General features: G+C 50.7%; 15 protein-coding genes, 2 rRNA genes, 1 pseudogene and 1 riboswitch. Of the genes and pseudogenes, 1 reads left to right on the top strand and 17 read right to left on the bottom strand.

Features of this window, described 5'->3' with window-relative positions; all coding sequences use genetic code 11:
- Positions 1-81 precede the first annotated feature (81 nt).
- The 13 genes from ACFO4U_RS13435 to purE form a co-directional block, all read right to left on the bottom strand.
- Positions 82-2,370, bottom strand: coding sequence for a bifunctional diguanylate cyclase/phosphodiesterase (locus tag ACFO4U_RS13435; RefSeq protein ID WP_215244317.1), 2,289 nt, complete (start codon positions 2,368-2,370; stop codon positions 82-84).
- Between the two features lie 90 nt (positions 2,371-2,460).
- Entirely contained in the window at positions 2,461-3,714 is a 1,254-nt protein-coding gene (gene purD, locus ACFO4U_RS13440) for a phosphoribosylamine--glycine ligase (RefSeq protein ID WP_215244316.1), read from the bottom strand.
- Between the two features lie 14 nt (positions 3,715-3,728).
- Complete coding sequence (gene purH, locus ACFO4U_RS13445; RefSeq protein WP_215244315.1) at positions 3,729-5,249, bottom strand: bifunctional phosphoribosylaminoimidazolecarboxamide formyltransferase/IMP cyclohydrolase; 1,521 nt, start codon at positions 5,247-5,249, stop codon at positions 3,729-3,731.
- The gene (gene purN, locus ACFO4U_RS13450) at positions 5,246-5,824 is read right to left on the bottom strand and encodes a phosphoribosylglycinamide formyltransferase (protein ID WP_214691434.1); all 579 of its coding nucleotides are present in this window, start codon (positions 5,822-5,824) and stop codon (positions 5,246-5,248) included. The genes purH and purN overlap by 4 nt, the downstream gene beginning before the upstream one ends.
- Positions 5,821-6,855, bottom strand: a complete 1,035-nt coding sequence (gene purM, locus ACFO4U_RS13455) for a phosphoribosylformylglycinamidine cyclo-ligase (protein WP_074037834.1) — start codon at positions 6,853-6,855, stop codon at positions 5,821-5,823. The genes purN and purM overlap by 4 nt, the downstream gene beginning before the upstream one ends.
- 12 nt (positions 6,856-6,867) lie before the next feature.
- A complete protein-coding gene (gene purF / locus ACFO4U_RS13460; protein WP_074037835.1) occupies positions 6,868-8,277 on the bottom strand; it encodes an amidophosphoribosyltransferase in 1,410 nt (469 codons plus the stop codon).
- Positions 8,253-10,472, bottom strand: coding sequence for a phosphoribosylformylglycinamidine synthase subunit PurL (gene purL, locus ACFO4U_RS13465; RefSeq protein WP_215244314.1), 2,220 nt, complete (start codon positions 10,470-10,472; stop codon positions 8,253-8,255). The genes purF and purL overlap by 25 nt, the downstream gene beginning before the upstream one ends.
- Entirely contained in the window at positions 10,456-11,136 is a 681-nt protein-coding gene (purQ, locus tag ACFO4U_RS13470; RefSeq protein WP_015880709.1) for a phosphoribosylformylglycinamidine synthase subunit PurQ, read from the bottom strand. The genes purL and purQ overlap by 17 nt, the downstream gene beginning before the upstream one ends.
- On the bottom strand, positions 11,133-11,375 hold the full coding sequence (gene purS / locus ACFO4U_RS13475) for a phosphoribosylformylglycinamidine synthase subunit PurS (RefSeq protein WP_159563481.1): 243 nt from the start codon (positions 11,373-11,375) through the stop codon (positions 11,133-11,135). The genes purQ and purS overlap by 4 nt, the downstream gene beginning before the upstream one ends.
- Entirely contained in the window at positions 11,372-12,076 is a 705-nt protein-coding gene (gene purC / locus ACFO4U_RS13480) for a phosphoribosylaminoimidazolesuccinocarboxamide synthase (protein WP_015880707.1), read from the bottom strand. The genes purS and purC overlap by 4 nt, the downstream gene beginning before the upstream one ends.
- A 49-nt stretch (positions 12,077-12,125) precedes the next feature.
- The gene (gene purB, locus ACFO4U_RS13485; RefSeq protein WP_015880706.1) at positions 12,126-13,418 is read right to left on the bottom strand and encodes an adenylosuccinate lyase; all 1,293 of its coding nucleotides are present in this window, start codon (positions 13,416-13,418) and stop codon (positions 12,126-12,128) included.
- A complete protein-coding gene (purK, locus tag ACFO4U_RS13490) occupies positions 13,415-14,509 on the bottom strand; it encodes a 5-(carboxyamino)imidazole ribonucleotide synthase (protein ID WP_215244313.1) in 1,095 nt (364 codons plus the stop codon). The genes purB and purK overlap by 4 nt, the downstream gene beginning before the upstream one ends.
- On the bottom strand, positions 14,509-14,997 hold the full coding sequence (gene purE, locus ACFO4U_RS13495) for a 5-(carboxyamino)imidazole ribonucleotide mutase (RefSeq protein WP_214691430.1): 489 nt from the start codon (positions 14,995-14,997) through the stop codon (positions 14,509-14,511). The genes purK and purE overlap by 1 nt, the downstream gene beginning before the upstream one ends.
- Before the next feature lie 68 nt (positions 14,998-15,065).
- Positions 15,066-15,167, bottom strand: a riboswitch (purine riboswitch).
- A 146-nt stretch (positions 15,168-15,313) separates the two neighbouring features.
- On the opposite strand from purE, the pseudogene ACFO4U_RS13500 reads away from it, so the two are divergent.
- Positions 15,314-15,505: pseudogene (locus ACFO4U_RS13500) on the top strand (NUDIX domain-containing protein); the annotation flags it as partial.
- A gap of 122 nt (positions 15,506-15,627) precedes the next feature.
- Here ACFO4U_RS13500 and tnpB read toward each other — a convergent pair.
- The 4 genes from tnpB to ACFO4U_RS13520 form a co-directional block, all read right to left on the bottom strand.
- On the bottom strand, positions 15,628-16,716 hold the full coding sequence (tnpB, locus tag ACFO4U_RS13505; protein ID WP_215244312.1) for an IS200/IS605 family element RNA-guided endonuclease TnpB: 1,089 nt from the start codon (positions 16,714-16,716) through the stop codon (positions 15,628-15,630).
- Positions 16,717-16,971: 255 nt separating this feature from the next.
- Positions 16,972-17,163, bottom strand: coding sequence for an NETI motif-containing protein (locus ACFO4U_RS13510; protein WP_015880702.1), 192 nt, complete (start codon positions 17,161-17,163; stop codon positions 16,972-16,974).
- A gap of 87 nt (positions 17,164-17,250) precedes the next feature.
- Positions 17,251-17,367 (bottom strand): 5S ribosomal RNA (gene rrf / locus ACFO4U_RS13515).
- A gap of 55 nt (positions 17,368-17,422) precedes the next feature.
- A 23S ribosomal RNA gene (locus tag ACFO4U_RS13520) occupies positions 17,423-17,538 on the bottom strand; the annotation flags it as partial.

Consider the following 17,538-nt stretch of genomic DNA (forward strand, 5'->3'; position numbering starts at 1 on the left):
AAGTTATGTTCCCTATTGTAACAAATTTCACATATATTTTTCACAAAAAAAGACGACTCTCCCTATGAAGAGTCGCCTACATCAAATTTGAGTCATGACCGTTTTTCGTAAGTACAGGTGCAATTGATCGACCGGAATCGGTTTACTGTAATGATAACCTTGAATGAGCGAACCACTATATTCTAATACGAACGCAAGCTGTTCCGGTCGCTCGACCCCTTCCGTGACGATCTCGAGTCCAAGCGTTTGGAAAGTTTGATACAGCCCTTCTAACAGCGCGCGGTCAAACTTATTCTCCGGAATCCCTTTCACGAAGTTCTGATCGATTTTAACGATGTCGAGACGCAGGGATTGCAGGTATGAAAGTGACGATGTCCCGACACCGAAGTCATCGAGTGATATTTTGACCCCGATGGCCTTTAACGCTTGAATGAACTGTTGAAGTTCATACACATTCCCACCGACCTCACTCTCTGTGATTTCCACATGCAACCGGTGTGGGGGAAATCCTGTCTTAGCGAGCGTCTCCTCCAACGCTTCTAAAAACGAGTCGTCTAAAATCTGACGTTTCGATACGTTGATCGATAAAAACAAATCAAACCGCTCTGCGTACTCTTGAATCTCAGTGATGGCGCGCACAAGCACCCAGCGTCCCACATCTGAGATGAGCCCGAGTTGCTCCGCAACCGGAATGAACACACCGGGAGAAACGAACCCTTTCTGTGGATGGTGCCAGCGAATCAACGCCTCGACTCCTCTTACTTGAAACGGCTGCGGAGAGACGATTGGTTGGTAATAGAGTTCGAACTCATCATGACGCAACGCATGACGTAAATCACGTTCCATCTCGAGCGCTTGCAAGTAGTGACTCCCATCTTCAATCTCATGATAGGAAAGAATCTGATCTTTCCCGGATGCTTTGGCTTCGTGTAAGACGACATCGAGTCGCGCCATCATCACCTCATAGGAATGATGCGTGGGTCCTGTCAATTCGTCGATGCCGATACTTAAGGTCAAATGGTTCATCCCTTGCTTCAAACCCCATTCGCGCAAATCTTTCACTAATTGATTCGCGATAATCATGAGCTCCTTGGTCGTCCATTCCGAATGAATCAAGATGAACTCGTCCGCTCCGGTTCTTGCAACGAAGCCATCCTCTTTATAAAACATCAAACGAGAGGCAAAGAACGTCAGCATCGCATCTCCCGTACGCTGACCAAATTGATCGTTGATCCGGCGGAAGTTGTCGAGATCGATTCCCATCACTCCAATCGATCGGGTCGTGTCCGGTAAGCTCACGAACATCTCTTCGACTGCCAAGCGGTTCGGAAGACGGGTCAAAGAATCTCGGAAGGCACGCGTCAACGATTCTTTTTGTGTCTGTTCGAGTGCATCGAGCACCTCGTTCATGCTGATCGCCATCTCTTCAATCTCGTCTTGTTGATTTGGATGCAACTGAATCCGTAACCGACTATTCCGTTCTTTCGTGATCCATTTGAGTTCGTTGACGATGCCCATCAATCGTTTCGTGACAATTTGATTCACCGACCAAAACAGTGTCAACAATAGACCAAGACCGAGCACAAGCAGCCCTAGCATCCCCGTTTCTAACATGGTCTGTGTATTGGTATAGTACGTTCGTTTCACCGAGAAGTTGAGTTCCCAGTTCGCATCTTGATAGACGGATTGAAGCGGTAACGAGACACGTGCAAATTGATTGTCTTCATCGACCGTCAACTGCCGGTGTGAAAGAGGACTGATCGATAATTTCGTTTTTGCTTGGGCACTCATCGCGGCCATGAAGTCTGGACCGATTTTTTGAATGAGTACGAGCGTCCCACCCGGCTTTCCTGTCCCATCACTTCTCAAAATCGGATGACTCATGAAGACGACTGGACCGAAATCGGTGCCATACACCGCACTTTGTTTGATTCCTGACGAGTTGACGTAACGGATCAAGTCGTTCGTAAATGTCTCTTTGTCCTCTTCACGATCTAATTCATAAAATTGAGTAAACTCCGAGTAGACGACCTCTCGATCACGGTCGAGGAAAATCATTGCGCCGACCCCCAAGTTTTCGAGTGTCTCTTCCCCCATGTTATTTTCAATGAATGTTTCATTCTGATTTTGAACAAAATCATAGGCGTTCGTCCAGACTGACCAATCGACAAGAATCCGTTCGAGCATGAGTCGGTGATTGGCGAACACTTCTGACACACTTTCGATTTGATCGCGGGTCATCGCCCTATCCTGTTCAATACTTTTCTCTACAAAATACGGTTTGATGACGAATAAAATGACACCGATGAAGAGTACGATGTTCACGGCTATCGCAATAAATAATTTTGTTTGAACACGCAGGCCGACCACCCTCCTTCTTCCAGCTACTTTATTATTGTAGAACAGGATATCGGCATTTCCTTTTTTTCGCATGAAAAAAAGGATGGGTTGACCCATCCTTCAAATAATCTGCGTGAACGCCCGTGACCCGATGTCCGTTCGGTGGAACGTCTCAGGTAAATCGAGTTGTGAAATCGCCGCATACACAGCCGTTTTCGCCTCAAGCAGTCTCGGCTTCGTCGCCGTCACAACAAGTAGACGACCTCCGCTCCCTACGACTTGATCGCCCTTCTTTGTCGTGCCGGCATGGAAGACCAGCACATCTTTCGGAAGCGACTCAAATCCTGATAACACCTGGCCCGTGATCGGTCGGTCCGGATACCCTTCGGCCGCAATGACGACACCCATCGTGTATCCGTCAATCCATTCAACCGAATACGATTCTTGTCGAACGACCGCTTCAATCACGTCCAGGAGCGGCGATTTCAAGTTCGGCAAGATGACTTCTGTTTCCGGGTCACCGAAACGTGCGTTGAATTCGATGACTTTTGGTCCATTCGCCGTCAAGATGAGACCGGCGTACAAGAATCCTTCAAATGGAGTGCCTCGCTTGACCATCGTCTGCGCGAGTGGTTCTAATACGGTCTTCACCGATTCCTCATACACGTCCTTTGAAAGATGTGGCATCGGGCTATAAGCGCCCATACCACCCGTGTTCGGTCCCCTGTCACCGTCATAGGCACGTTTATGATCTTGCGAGGTGATCATCGGAATGACACGCTCTCCCGAGACGAACGCCATGAGCGAAAACTCTTCCCCATCGAGGAACTCTTCGATGACGACTTGTGACTGTTGCCCAAATTTATCCGTCGTGAAAATATCACGTACGGCAGCTTCCGCCTCTTCGACCGTGAATGCAACCGTGACGCCTTTACCGGCCGCCAATCCGTCCGCCTTGACGACGAGTGGTGCCCCTAACTTCTCGATATAGGCAAGCGCCGATTCCGCTTCTGTGAACGCCTCGTATGCCGCTGTCGGAATCCCGGCTTCCATCATGACTTCCTTTGCGAACGCCTTGCTTCCTTCGAGTAAGGCAGCCGCTTTCGTCGGTCCAAAGATGTTCAGTCCTTTGGCACGGAACGTATCCACGACTCCTGCCATGAGTGACGACTCCGGTCCGACAATCGTCCATTCGATCTCGTTCTCTTCTGCGAAATGGGCGAGCGCCTCCACGTCTGTTTCATGGATCGACACACACGTCATCCCTTCCATGAAGTCGTTGCCCGGTGCAACGAAGACGTGATGCCCATCTTGTTTCAACTTCCACGCGAGCGCATGCTCGCGTCCTCCTCGACCGATGACCAATACGTTCATGACGCAAACCCCTCTCAGTGTTTGAAATGTCTGACTGATGTAAATACCATCGTGATACCATGGCGATTTGCCGCTTCAATCGATTCGGCATCGCGAATCGACCCACCCGGTTGGATGATGGCCGTGATTCCCGCTGCCGCTGCCGCTTCGACCGTATCTGCCATCGGGAAGAAGGCATCACTTCCGAGAGCCGCGCCTGTCGCGCGTTCTCCAGCTTGTTCGAAAGCGATTTTTGCTGCACCGACGCGGTTCATCTGTCCGGCACCGATTCCAATCGTCGTTTCGTCTTTTGCGACGACGATAGCGTTCGATTTGACATGCTTGACGACACGCCATGCAAGCTTCAAATCTTCCCATTCTGATGCTGTCGGACGACGATCCGTCACGATTTGGCATGAGGCATCATCGAGTGTCATGTCATCCCCGTCTTGTACGAGCAATCCTCCCGCGACAGCCGTGAGGCGCATGCCTGTCATCTGTCCCATATCTAACGTCAACAAACGAAGATTCTTTTTCTCTTTCAATCGGTCAAGTGCTGCCTCACTAAAGGATGGAGCAATGATGATCTCTAAAAAGATGTTGCGAAGGGCATCCGCCGTTTCGAGATCGACTTCACGGTTTAAGGCGACGATTCCACCAAAGATGGAGACCGGGTCGGCAACATGGGCACGTTCGAACGCTTGAGAAATCGTCCGTCCGACTGCAACGCCGCATGGGTTCATGTGCTTGACGACGACTGCCGCCGGCTCAGTCAATTCACTGAGTGCTTCAAGTGCTGCATTCGTATCTTGAATATTGTTATACGAGAGCTCTTTCCCGTGAAGCTGTGTCGCATTCGCAAGTGTCATCCCGTCATATAACGGTGTCTTATAAAACGCCGCTTGTTGGTGTGGGTTCTCTCCATAACGAAGGTCTTGAACCTTTTCATACGTGACCGTCAACTGCTCTGGGAACGTTTCGCCGATTTGACGACCTAAGTAGTCGGCAATTAATGCGTCATAGGCAGCCGTATGTCGGAACGCTTTCGTCGCGAGACGTTGACGTGTTTCAAACGATGTACCACCTCCACGTACTTCATCAGCGACGAGTGTGTAATCACTCGGGTCCACGACGACGGTGACACTCGCATGGTTTTTCGCAGCTGAACGCAGCATGCTCGGTCCACCGATATCAATGTTTTCAATCGCTTCTTCGTATGTCGTATTTTCTTTTGCAATCGTCTCTTTGAACGGATACAGATTGACGACCACATAATCGATTGGTTCGATGTGATGATCTTTCATTTGTGCGACATGCGTATCAAGGTCGCGACGTCCGAGCAATCCCCCGTGAACGAGTGGGTGCAACGTTTTGACACGGCCGTCTAACATTTCAGGGAACGATGTCACTTCTGAAATGTTTTTGACTGGTAATCCCGCCTGCTCAAGCGCCGCCTCGGTCCCACCTGTTGAGATGAGCTCGATGCCCGCCTCATGCAAGACGGTTGCGAGTTCGACAATTCCCGTTTTATCAGAAACACTTAATAATGCTCTCACTTGAAAACCTCCTGTTGATTCAACACTTGTTGTAATACGCGCGGATACAGTTGGTGCTCGATCGTCTGAATACGACGTGTCGCCTCGGTGCGGTCACACCCTTCAATCTCGACGGACGCCTGTGCGATGATCGGACCCGTGTCCATCCCCGCATCCACATAATGAACGGTTACACCACTCGTCGGTACGTTGGCGTCAAGCGCCTGTCCGATCGCGTCTTTACCTGGAAAAGCGGGTAAAAGCGATGGATGAATGTTTAGAATACGGTTCGGATATGCGGATAGTAACACATTTCCGATCAAGCGCATATACCCCGCCAACACGATATAGTCTACACGAAGCGTACGGAGAAGGACGAGAATTTCTTCCTCGAACTCTTCTTTTGACGCGTACGCCTTCGGTGTAAACGAAAAATTCGGAATCCCGTGACGCTCCGCTCGATCGAGAACAGCAGCTTCTGGTTTGTCCGTCACGAGCAACACACATTCAGCAGACAAATGACCATCGGTGATTGCTTGCCAAATCGCTTCGGCGTTACTTCCCGATCCTGACGCAAAGATAGCAAATCGTTTCATTGGTCCACTCCTGAGATCCGGATGCCTGGACGACTCTCGACTTTCCCGATTCGGTGCGCGGTCTCCCCGACACGTTCAAGCGCCGCTTCGACGAGTTCCACGTCTTCAGGACGTACCGTGATCATATAACCGATCCCCATATTGAAGACGTTGAACATTTCTTGCTTCGAGATGTTCCCGACTTGTTCGAGCCAGTCGAATACAGGAAGACTCGGCCAACTCGAGGCATCGAACGTGATGCCGAGACCTTCTGGCAACATGCGAGGGACATTCTCATAGAAGCCACCACCTGTGATGTGTGCCATCCCTTGAACCTTCCCTGTCGAAATCGCCGCTTTCGCCGCTTCGGCATAAATCCGTGTCGGCAACAGCAAGGCGTTCCCGAGTGTCGTATCGAGCATCGCAATCTCATCCGTATAATGAAGACCTTGTGATTCAACAATATGACGTACAAGCGAGAATCCATTCGAGTGGACGCCTGAAGAGGCAAGTCCGAGCACAACGTCTCCATCCTGAATCGTCGAACCGTCGAGCAAGTTTTCTTTCTCCACGACACCGACCGCAAATCCAGCAATATCATATTCGCCATCCGGATACATCCCTGGCATTTCAGCGGTTTCGCCACCGACGAGGGCGCAGCCGGCTTGGACACATCCTTCCGCAACACCGGCGACGATTCGCTCAAGTTTAGCCGGTTCTGCTTTCCCGGTCGCAATATAGTCGAGGAAATAGAGCGGTTCTGCCCCATGCACGAGACAATCGTTGACGCACATGGCGACGCAGTCGATTCCAATCGTGTCATGCTGGTCGAGCGCGAACGCCAATTTCAGTTTCGTCCCGACCCCGTCGGTCCCGCTCACGAGAATCGGGTGTTTCATGTTCATCGAACCGAGATCAATCATCGCTCCGAAACTACCGAGTCCTGTCATCACTTCCGGACGCATTGTCCGAGCAACATGACGTTTCATACGGGATACGGCCTCGTACCCTGCTTCTAAATTCACACCCGCTTGTTCATAACGAACGCTCATTGCATTTCCCCCTTAAGCCTTTGTCTCTGTCACGAGTTCTGCAAGTTCAGTCGGATAAAGTCCCGTGAAGCATGCAGCACACTGCCCGCGTAGTGCTCCTTCAAATGGACGATCGATGGCTTCGACCGTTCCATCCAATGTGAGGAACGCTAGTGAATCGGCACCAATCTCTTCTCTGATTTCTTCAATGGATTTGGTTGCCGCAATTAACTCTTCCTTGGTGGATGTATCGATTCCGTAGTAACACGGATGTTTGATTGGTGGTGACGTGATGCGCACATGCACTTCTGTCGCGCCTGCCTCTCGAAGTAACGTGACGATTCGGCGACTCGTCGTTCCACGGACGATGGAATCATCGACCATGATGACGCGTTTCCCGTTTACGACACCGCGTAACGCTGACAACTTCATCTTCACGCCGCGCTCCCGTAATTCCTGGGACGGTTGAATGAACGTCCGTCCGACGTAACGGTTTTTAATGAGTCCCATTTCGTAAGGAATTCCGCTCGCCTCAGCATAGCCGATTGCCGCAGAAATACTCGAATCCGGCACACCTGTCACGACATCCGCTTCGACCGGTGCTTCTTCAAACATCTTTTTCCCCATGGCCTTACGTGCCGTATGCACGTTGATGCCATCGATGATAGAGTCCGGTCGTGAGAAGTAGATGTATTCCATTGAGCACATGGCACGGACTGCCGCTTCACTGAATCGCTCCGACGTGATCCCTTCATTCGTGACCATGAGCAATTCTCCTGGTTCAACATCTCGTACGTACGTCGCCCCCACGACGTCAAACGCACACGTTTCCGAAGCGAACACGTAAGCCCCGTCTTCGGTTTGCCCAAGTGACAATGGACGTAACCCATGCACGTCGACACCGACGTACAGTGCATCTTCCGTCAAGAATAGGAAAGCGAATGCCCCTACGAGACGAGCCAAGCTGTCGGCGATTCGTTCTTTCAACGAATTGCCGCGACTTCGCTTGATGAGGTGAGCCACGACTTCCGTGTCGGATGTCGTCTGGAAGATCGCGCCTTCCGCTTCGAGCATATGTTTCAATTCGTTCGCATTCACGAGGTTTCCGTTATGCGCCATCGCCAAATCCCCAGTCAACGACTTGAAATGGAGCGGTTGAACGTTCTCTAACGTATTGCCGCCTGCCGTTGAGTAGCGGACATGCCCAATCGCATGATTCCCCGTGAGTGTGTCGAGTGACGTCTCATCGAACACCTCGGTAACGAGACCGAGTCCTCGTTTCGCATGGAGACGTTCTCCGTCTGCCGTGACGATCCCCGTTCCTTCTTGGCCACGGTGTTGCAAGCTGTGCAGTCCGTAATAGGCAAGGTGTGAGGCTTCGATGTGACCGAACACACCGAAGACGCCGCACTCCTCGTTCATGCCTCGGATGTCATATAACATGGAATAGCTCCTTCCCATACACGTTCCAACTCTTTCACGTCCATTTCAATCAAGCGGTCGCTTGCGCGAACGACAAGGGTCGGGGCTTCTGTCACTGTCCCGATTGCTGTCCCGTTCGTCATGCGCGCGAATGACTCGGCATGTGCCTTGTCTACTGTCACGAGGAAACGTGACTGGGATTCACTAAATAGTGCCGTCACAAGGTCTGTGTCGATCGTCACGTCCATGCCGAACCCTGTTCCAAAGACCAGTTCCGGTAACGCTGCCGCAAGACCACCTTCTGACACGTCGTGTGCCGCCGTGACCAGACCTTCACGGATCGCGTGAAGCAATACCTTCTGTGTCTGACGTTCTTCTTCAAGGTCGAGTGTCGGTGCATGACCGCTCACTTTTCCGTCTTGCAACATTTGAAGGGCACTTCCGCCAAATTCTGCTTTTATCTCACCGAGTAAGAAGACGACGTCTCCCGCTTGTTTCGCAAACGATGTCGTAATATGTTCTGGTTTTTCGATGAGTCCGACCATTCCAACGACCGGTGTCGGGTAGATGGCTTGTCCGTTCGATTCGTTATACAGCGATACGTTCCCACCGATGACCGGCGTATCAAGCGTACGACACGCTTCTGCCATTCCTTCGACGGCTTGATCGAGCTGCCAGAACCCTTCCGGTTTATCCGGGCTCCCGAAATTGAGGCAGTCCGTCAAAGCGAGTGGTTCTGCACCACTTGCGACGATGTTTCGCGCCGCCTCCGCGACAGCGATGGCTCCACCGACACGTGGATCGAGATAGACATATTTTGCGTTGCAGTCCGTCGTCATCGCGAGCGACTTCTCCGTCTCACGAATGCGAATGACTGCGGCATCACTACCCGGTGCGACGACTGTCGACGTTTGTACCATATGGTCATATTGCTCATACACCCAACGTTTCGAGGCGATGCTCGGCATCGCAAGGACGTCTTTCCATGTCGCCATCACATCTTCGACAACTGGTGTGACCGGCTCCATCGCTTGGAATGCTTCGTAATATGCCGGGACTTTAGACGGTTTATGATAGACAGGAGCGTCTTCGGCGAGTGCATCGACCGGTACTTCCGCCGCGACTTCACCTTGATGAACGAGACGAAGTACTTTTTCTTCAATGACTTCTCCGACTTTGACTGCATGAAGTCCCCACTTCGTGACGATTGCTTCGATTTCGTCTTCATGTCCAGCTTTGACGACGAGAAGCATCCGCTCTTGCGATTCCGATAGCATCATCTCGTAAGGTGTCATGCCTGTCTCACGTTGTGGGACGAGGTCTAGATTCATCTCGATTCCCATCCCTGCTTTCGATGCCATCTCTGCTGACGATGACGTCAATCCGGCTGCGCCCATGTCTTGAATCCCGACGAGCGCCGGGTGCTTGATGACTTCGAGACACGCTTCGATCAAGAGCTTCTCCATGAACGGGTCTCCGACTTGGACGGCTGGACGTTTCTCGTCCGCGTCTTCCCCGAGTTCTTCAGAAGCGAACGTGGCACCATGGATTCCGTCACGTCCTGTCGTTGCTCCGACGTACATGACCGAGTTCCCTACACCTTCCGCGATTCCTTTTTGAATGTCTTCATGACGGATGAAGCCGACGCACATTGCGTTGACGAGTGGGTTTCCTGAGTAAGCCGGGTCAAAGGCGACTTCCCCACCGACAGTCGGGATGCCGACACAGTTCCCGTATCCAGCGATGCCGGATACGACATGACCGAATAAATGTTTCACACGTGATTCGTTCAAATCTCCGAAACGGAGTGAGTTCAATAAAGCAATCGGACGGGCGCCCATCGAGAAGATGTCACGGATGATTCCGCCAACCCCAGTCGCCGCTCCTTGATAAGGCTCGATCGCGGATGGATGGTTATGACTCTCGATTTTAAAGGCGACGGCTTGGCCGTCTCCGATGTCGACGATTCCAGCCCCTTCTCCCGGTCCTTGTAAGACGTGCTTGCCGGTTGTCGGAAACTTCCGGAGCACCGGTTTCGAGTTTTTGTACGAACAGTGTTCAGACCACATGACCGAGAAGAGACCGATCTCTGTATAATTCGGTTCCCGGCCAAGCAGTGAGACGACGAGCGCGTATTCGTCGTCCGATAATCCCATCGTGGCATAGATCCGTTCATCACGGATTTGTGTAGCTGTCGGTTCAGTTGTAAGTAACATGTCGTGCCCCCCATTTTACGATTGACGTGAATAACCGTTTACCGTCTTCCCCACCGAGCAACGCTTCGACCGCACGCTCCGGGTGTGGCATCATGCCGAGTACGTTCCCTGCCTCGTTCGTGATGCCGGCGATGTTTTCGACCGATCCGTTCGGGTTCTCTTTATAGGTGAACGCAATCTGGCCATTTGCCTTCAATGCCGCAAGTGTCGCATCATCACAGTAGTAGTTGCCCTCACCGTGTGCGATAGGTACGCGAATCGTTTCCTGTGCCGCGTACTCACTTGTGAACATCGTCTCGTTGTTTTCGACGACGAGGTCGACGGTCTTACACATGAATTTCAAATCGCGGTTTCGCATCAATACGCCTGGAAGGAGTCCCGCTTCGACGAGCACTTGGAATCCGTTACATACCCCGAGTACCGGGCGTCCTTCTTCCGCGAAACGCTTCACTTCAGCCATGATTGGTGAAAACTGGGCGATTGACCCGCAGCGCAAATAGTCTCCGTATGAGAAACCGCCTGGTAAGAGGACCCCATCGAATCCTTCAAGTGAAGTCTCTGTATGGAACACGTATTCCGCTTCTTCCCCGAGCACATCTTTTACCGCGTGGTACATGTCGAGGTCACAGTTTGATCCTGGAAAGACGATGACCGCAAACTTCATGCGAGTACCCCCATCTCGATTTCATAATTCTCAATGACCGTATTGACGAGTAACTTCTCACACATCTCTTTGACCATGTTTTCTGTCGTGTCGTCCGCTACTTGAAGCTCGATCACTTTCCCGATGCGCACCGATTCAACTCCAGCGAATCCGAGATGTTCGAGCCCGCCTTTTACGGCAACTCCTTGTGGGTCGAGTACACTTTCACGTAATGTCACATACACGTTTACTTTTTTCATTGTCCGTTTCCCCCTATGCGTGTTAACAATTGTCCATACGTCTCAGTCAAAGAACCTAAATCGCGACGGAATACATCTTTATCAAGCTTTTGTTTCGTTTCTTTGTCCCAAAGGCGGCACGTATCCGGTGAGATTTCATCCGCCAAGATGATCGTCCCATCCACTTTTCCAAACTCTAGTTTGAAATCGATCACGTCGATGCCGTGTTGACCAAAGAAATCGAGCAAGACATCGTTTACCCAAAGCCCGAGTTGTCGCAATGTTTCGACTTCTTTGTGTGTAGCAACTTGCAATAATCGGATATGATCCTCCGTGAGGAGTGGGTCCCCAAGCGCATCGTCCTTATAATAAAACTCGACAATCGGTGCGAGGAGCGGTGTTCCTTCTTCCCAACCGAGACGTTTCGCCAGACTACCGGCCGCGACGTTGCGGACGACCACTTCTAACGGAATGATGTCGACACGGCGGACCAACTGTTCCCGGTCTGAGATTTGTTTGATAAAGTGCGTCGGAATCTTGTTGTCATGCATCAATTCGAACAACTGGGTCGTGATGGCATTGTTTAAAATCCCCTTCCCATCAATCGACTCTTTCTTTTCTCCATTGAATGCTGTCGCATCGTCTTTATAGTACACACGAAGCACACCCGCTTCTTCTGTCTCAAATAACGCCTTCGCCTTGCCCTCATAAATTGCTTTCATCTGAACCGTTCCCCCTTAAAAGTGAGAGGGGCTTGTCGCCCCTCAACGATTACAAACCACAGCGTTCAAAAATCGTATCGACACGGCGTACGTGATAACGCGGGTCGAACAACTCATCGAGCTCTTCACTCGTAAAGAGTGCGCCCATCTCTTTGTCCTCTTCAATCAATGTACGGAACATCGTCTCTTCTTCCCATGCCTGCATCGCTTTCGGTTGAACCGCGTCGTATGCTGCTTCACGTGACCAGCCCTTCTCGATGAGACCGAGTAAGATCCGTTGCGAGAAGATGATCCCGAACGTACGGTCCATATTGCGGCGCATGTTGTCCGGGAAGACCGTCAAGTTCTTCACGATGTTACCGAAACGGTTCAACATGTAGTTGAGGAGAATCGTCGCATCCGGAATGATGATTCGTTCTGCTGATGAGTGCGAGATGTCACGTTCATGCCAGAGTGGGACATTCTCGTATGCTGTCATCATATGACCGCGAATGACGCGTGCAAGACCCGTCATATTTTCAGAACCGATTGGATTACGTTTATGCGGCATCGCAGAAGACCCTTTTTGTCCTTTCGCAAAGAACTCTTCCACTTCGCGTGTCTCTGTTTTTTGAAGTCCACGAATCTCGGTTGCCATCTTTTCAATCGATGTGGCAATCAATGCGAGTGTTGACATGTACTCGGCATGACGGTCACGTTGGAGTGTCTGTGTCGAAATCGGTGCAGCTTGGATACCGAGCTTGTCACAGACGTATGACTCGATGAACGGGTCGATATTCGCAAACGTCCCAACCGCTCCGCTCATCTTCCCGAATTCAATCGTTTCGCGAGCTGCCATGAAGCGTTTTTTGTTTCGTTTCATCTCTTCATACCAGAGGGCGAGCTTCAGACCGAACGTGGTCGGTTCCGCGTGAACGCCATGGGTACGTCCCATCATGATGTCATACTTATGTGCCTTCGCTTTTTCTGCGAGAATACCGATGAAGCGATCTAAATCGGCTTCTAAAAGATCATTCGCCTGTTTGATTAAGTACGAGAGTGCCGTGTCGACGACATCCGTCGACGTCAATCCGTAATGTACCCACTTTTTCTCTTCTCCGAGTGTCTCGGAAACGGCACGAGTGAACGCAATCACATCATGACGTGTCTCTTGTTCAATCTCTAGAATGCGATCAACATCGAACGATGCCTTGTCCCAAAGAACTTGTACATCTTCTTTCGGGATGATACCGAGTTCACTCCAAGCCTCACAGGCATAAAGTTCAACTTTTAACCAAGCCTCGAATTTGTTTTGATCAGTCCAAATGTTTGCCATCTCTGGGCGGGTGTAGCGTGAAATCATAAAACGGTCTCCTTCCAAATTGCCAGTTGTTCGATGGTATGAAGCGCTTCTTCGACCGTGTCACCAAGGACGTTCAAATGTCCCATTTTGCGACCTGTCTTCGCTTCATCTTTTCCATACAGATGTAGTTTAACATTCGATGGCAATGCTTTGACATGAAGTCGTGGCATATGCTCGCCGAGAAGGTTGACCATGACGACAGGCGATGTCAATCTCGTCCGTCCAAGGCGCATCCCGGTCACGGCTCGAATGTGTTGTTCAAATTGTGAGGTTTCACAAGCGTCAATCGTGTAGTGCCCGGAGTTGTGCGGACGCGGCGCAAGCTCATTCACATATAGACGGCCATCCGCCATGACGAACAGCTCGACAGCGAGCGTTCCCATTAAGCCGATATGGTCTGCAAGCTGGAGAGCGAGGTGTCTTGCATCCTCTTGAATCTCATTTGATACGCGAGCCGGTACAATCGATAAATGTAGGATGTTGTTGTGATGAATGTTTTCACTGATTGGGAATGTCGACGTTTCGTCATACCCTCTCGTCACAATGACTGAAATTTCTTTTTCAAATGGCAACCAAGCTTCGGCGACATATTCCTGCTCGACAAAATGTTCAACGAATGTCTGAAGGTCATGTTCCGACCGAATGACCGTCTGCCCTTTCCCGTCATAACCGAAGCGACACGTTTTGATGACAAATGGTAAGCCGAGCTTCTCATATGCCTGCCGTACATCTCGAACCGTACGTACCGAAACATACGGTGCGACACGTAGTCCTGCTGATTCAATCATCTGTTTCTCTAAAATTCGATGTTGCGTCGCCTTCAATACGTCCATACCTTGTGGACATTTTTCTTCGATGGCTGCAATCATTTCCGTATCGATGTTCTCAAATTCATAAGTCACAACGTCTGAACGAGCAGCGAGTTCTTTTGCGGCATCGACATCATTAAATGAGGCAACAATTGAATCTGCCACTTGAGCAGTCGGTGCATCTGGGTTTGGATCGAGACAAAGTGTCGTGTATCCCATTGCACTCGCACTAAGAGACATCATCCGGCCAAGTTGTCCTCCACCTAAAATTCCGATTCTCATCAGACCAACTCCTCCGTTCCTCGAATCGCCATCTCTTGTTTCTTCTCACGAAATGCATCAAGTCGATTTGTAATGTCTGTGGAGTGGATGCTGAGGATTTGAGCAGCCAATAACCCTGCATTCGTTGCTCCCGCTTTTCCGATGGCAACAGTTGCTACTGGAACTCCTGCAGGCATCTGAACAATGGAGAGGAGCGAATCCATTCCATTGAGTGCTTTCGACTTTACCGGGACACCGATGACAGGAAGTGTTGTTTTCGCAGCGACCATTCCAGGAAGGTGGGCTGCCCCACCAGCACCCGCAACGATCACTTGGATGCCTCTGCTTCGTGCCTCTTCAGCATATTCGAACATAAGGTCTGGTGTACGGTGAGCTGATACGACTTGTTTTTCATATGGAATCTGTAATTCATCCAACACGTCACATGTATGTTTCATCGTCTCCCAATCAGATGAACTTCCCATGATTACTCCAACTGCTACGTTCATTCCCAATGTCCCCCTTACAAAAAGAAATCCCTAAACCGACAATCAGTTTAGGGTATAGGCATGACAAATACACGTCCGCTACACCCCATAGTCTGATCAGAATCGGTGATCAGGTAGAAACTTGCAAGCCATTTCCTTGCGATTATATGGAGCACTATTTATTTTTCTTATCTCACACGCCTATCGTACCTTGTTCTTTGAAAACATGTCAATAAACTGCGAACATTTTAATTGTCTGAATATTTATCGTTCGCTTTTTAGACGTTATCAGCATAATCATCTTCGGTAATGTATGCTATTGAAAAGGGGGAGTTAGATGAGTTACATCGCAAGTTTACGGGAAGTGATTGGGAATCGTCCGATTATCAGTGTGGGAGCAACCATTTTGGTCATCAATCAAAAGAAAGAGGTACTGATGCAATTCCGATCGGATACACTTGACTGGGGATTACCAGGAGGATCGATGGAACTCGGAGAAACATTGGAAGAAGTCGCTGCAAGAGAAGTGAACTACTCGCCACTTATTTGCTTCGCAAATTGAAGTGGGAGCTTCTTGGGAAGACCGTACTTTTATTAGCCACGATTGTTTACCAAGCTCGTCGGGTGGTTCCCACCCTGAAGGAATTCGTTTTAGTTTGCCAACATCAACAGGTTGATGCTCGCGTTCATGTCACGGTCATGATGCGCGCCACAGGCACATGTCCATTTACGGACATCTATCGTCTTCCTCTGACCTTTCTCGCCACAAGAAGAACAGATCTGCGTAGATGCGAACCATTGATCCGCCTTGATGAGCGTCCGTCCGTAGAAGTTTGACTTGTACTCGAGTTGACGGACGAACTCGTACCAACTGACGTCCCCGATGGACTTGGCGAGCTTATGGTTTTGCATCATGTCCTTCGACTTCAATGTCTCCACGACGATGACTTGGTTCTCGTCAACGATCCGTCTCGACAGTTTGTGAAGGAAGTCCTTGCGTTGGTTGGCGATCTTCTCATGTCTCTTGGCGAGGATCAGCCTGGCCTTCTCTCGGTTCCGGCTCCCGGCCATCTTGCGTGACAGCGCGCGTTGTGCCTTCTTGACCTTCGCTTCGGATTTCCGGAGGAGTCGGGGGTTGTCGATCTTCTCCGAGACCATCGCGTCGTTCGTCATGACGGCGAAGTGCTCCAGGCCGAGATCAATCCCGACCTTGCTCTTGACTGGGATCCACTTTTCCTCATCTTGATTGACGAGGATGGAGATGAAGAACTTGCCCGTCCTCGTCATCGAGACCGTCGCCGACTTAATGATTCCATCGAACGGACGATGTTGTGTGAACTTCACGAAGCCGATTTTAGGAAGTCTCACCTTGCCGTCCTCGATGCGGATCGTGCCGTGCTGGTTGTTCGTCGTGTAGGAGGCGCGCGACCGCCGTCTCGATTTGAAGGCCGGGAAGCCGCCCGTCCCGGCGAAGAACTTCGCGAACGCGGTGTCGAGGTTCAGCTTCGCGTTCGCGAGCGCGAGGCTGTCCGCCTCGGCGAGGAACGGGAACAGGGGCTTGTAGGAGGCGGGTGTCGCCGGTTTCCGTCTCGTCCCGGTCCCCGTTTTCGCCTCCTCGCGGATGGCGATCCGGTCCTCGAGCAGCTTGTTGTAGATGAACCGGGCGCAGCCGATCGTCTTGATGAGGAACTCGGCCTGTACCGCCGTCGGGTGGAGCCGGTATTTGTAGCCTTTCAGCATGTCTGTCCCTCCTCCCCTCAGAAGATCGTGATGTGTCTTCCTCATCCGATACCCGCGGAGGGAGAGGAAGAATCTGACGGAATCCCGAACCTTTGTTCGTCACATCTGTCACAGGAGGAGAAGACTATTGGATTGGGCGATTCATCCCCCACCTACGCGGGCTACGGCCCGAGGCGCTTAGAGGAGGGAGAATTCTCGCCTGATTTAGTTAAAGACATAAAAAAGCCGTCACACAGATAGTGTGACGACTTGGCATTAGGATTCTTTAGAGACGCATTCAAATAAAATCGATTGATGGGAATGGACAGGTTCATCTTTGGCTCCCGTTTGCTCAAAGACGGGCTTTTCAATACGGCGTATAGGACGATAACCCATTTCATTGATTCGATCTAAACATTCACTGACCGTTTCATTTGGTTCGACATATACTTTGATCTTCTTAGCCATTGCTTCTTACGTCCTCTCTTCCACTAAGCTGAATCGATGATATGAAAAAACGGCGGCCCTTGAGCGAATGCTCCAGAACCACCGTTTGCCTGGCAACGTCCTATCCTCACAGGGGGAGATCCCCCAACTACTTTCGGCGCTGAGACGCTTAACTTCCGTGTTCGGCATGGGAACGGGTGTGGCCGTCTCGCTATCGCCACCAGACTCTACAGGGCTTGTTCCCTGAAAACTGAGGATTCATCAACACAAACCATTAGACTAGATCAAAGCCTCGACCGATTAGTATCATTCAGCTCCACGTGTCACCACGCTTCCACCCATGACCTATCTACCTCATCGTCTCTGAGGGGTCTTTCTTGATTGCTCAAAGGGAAA

The sequence above is a fragment of the Exiguobacterium profundum genome (assembly GCF_042652865.1).
GTDB classification, from domain to species: domain Bacteria; phylum Bacillota; class Bacilli; order Exiguobacteriales; family Exiguobacteriaceae; genus Exiguobacterium; species Exiguobacterium profundum.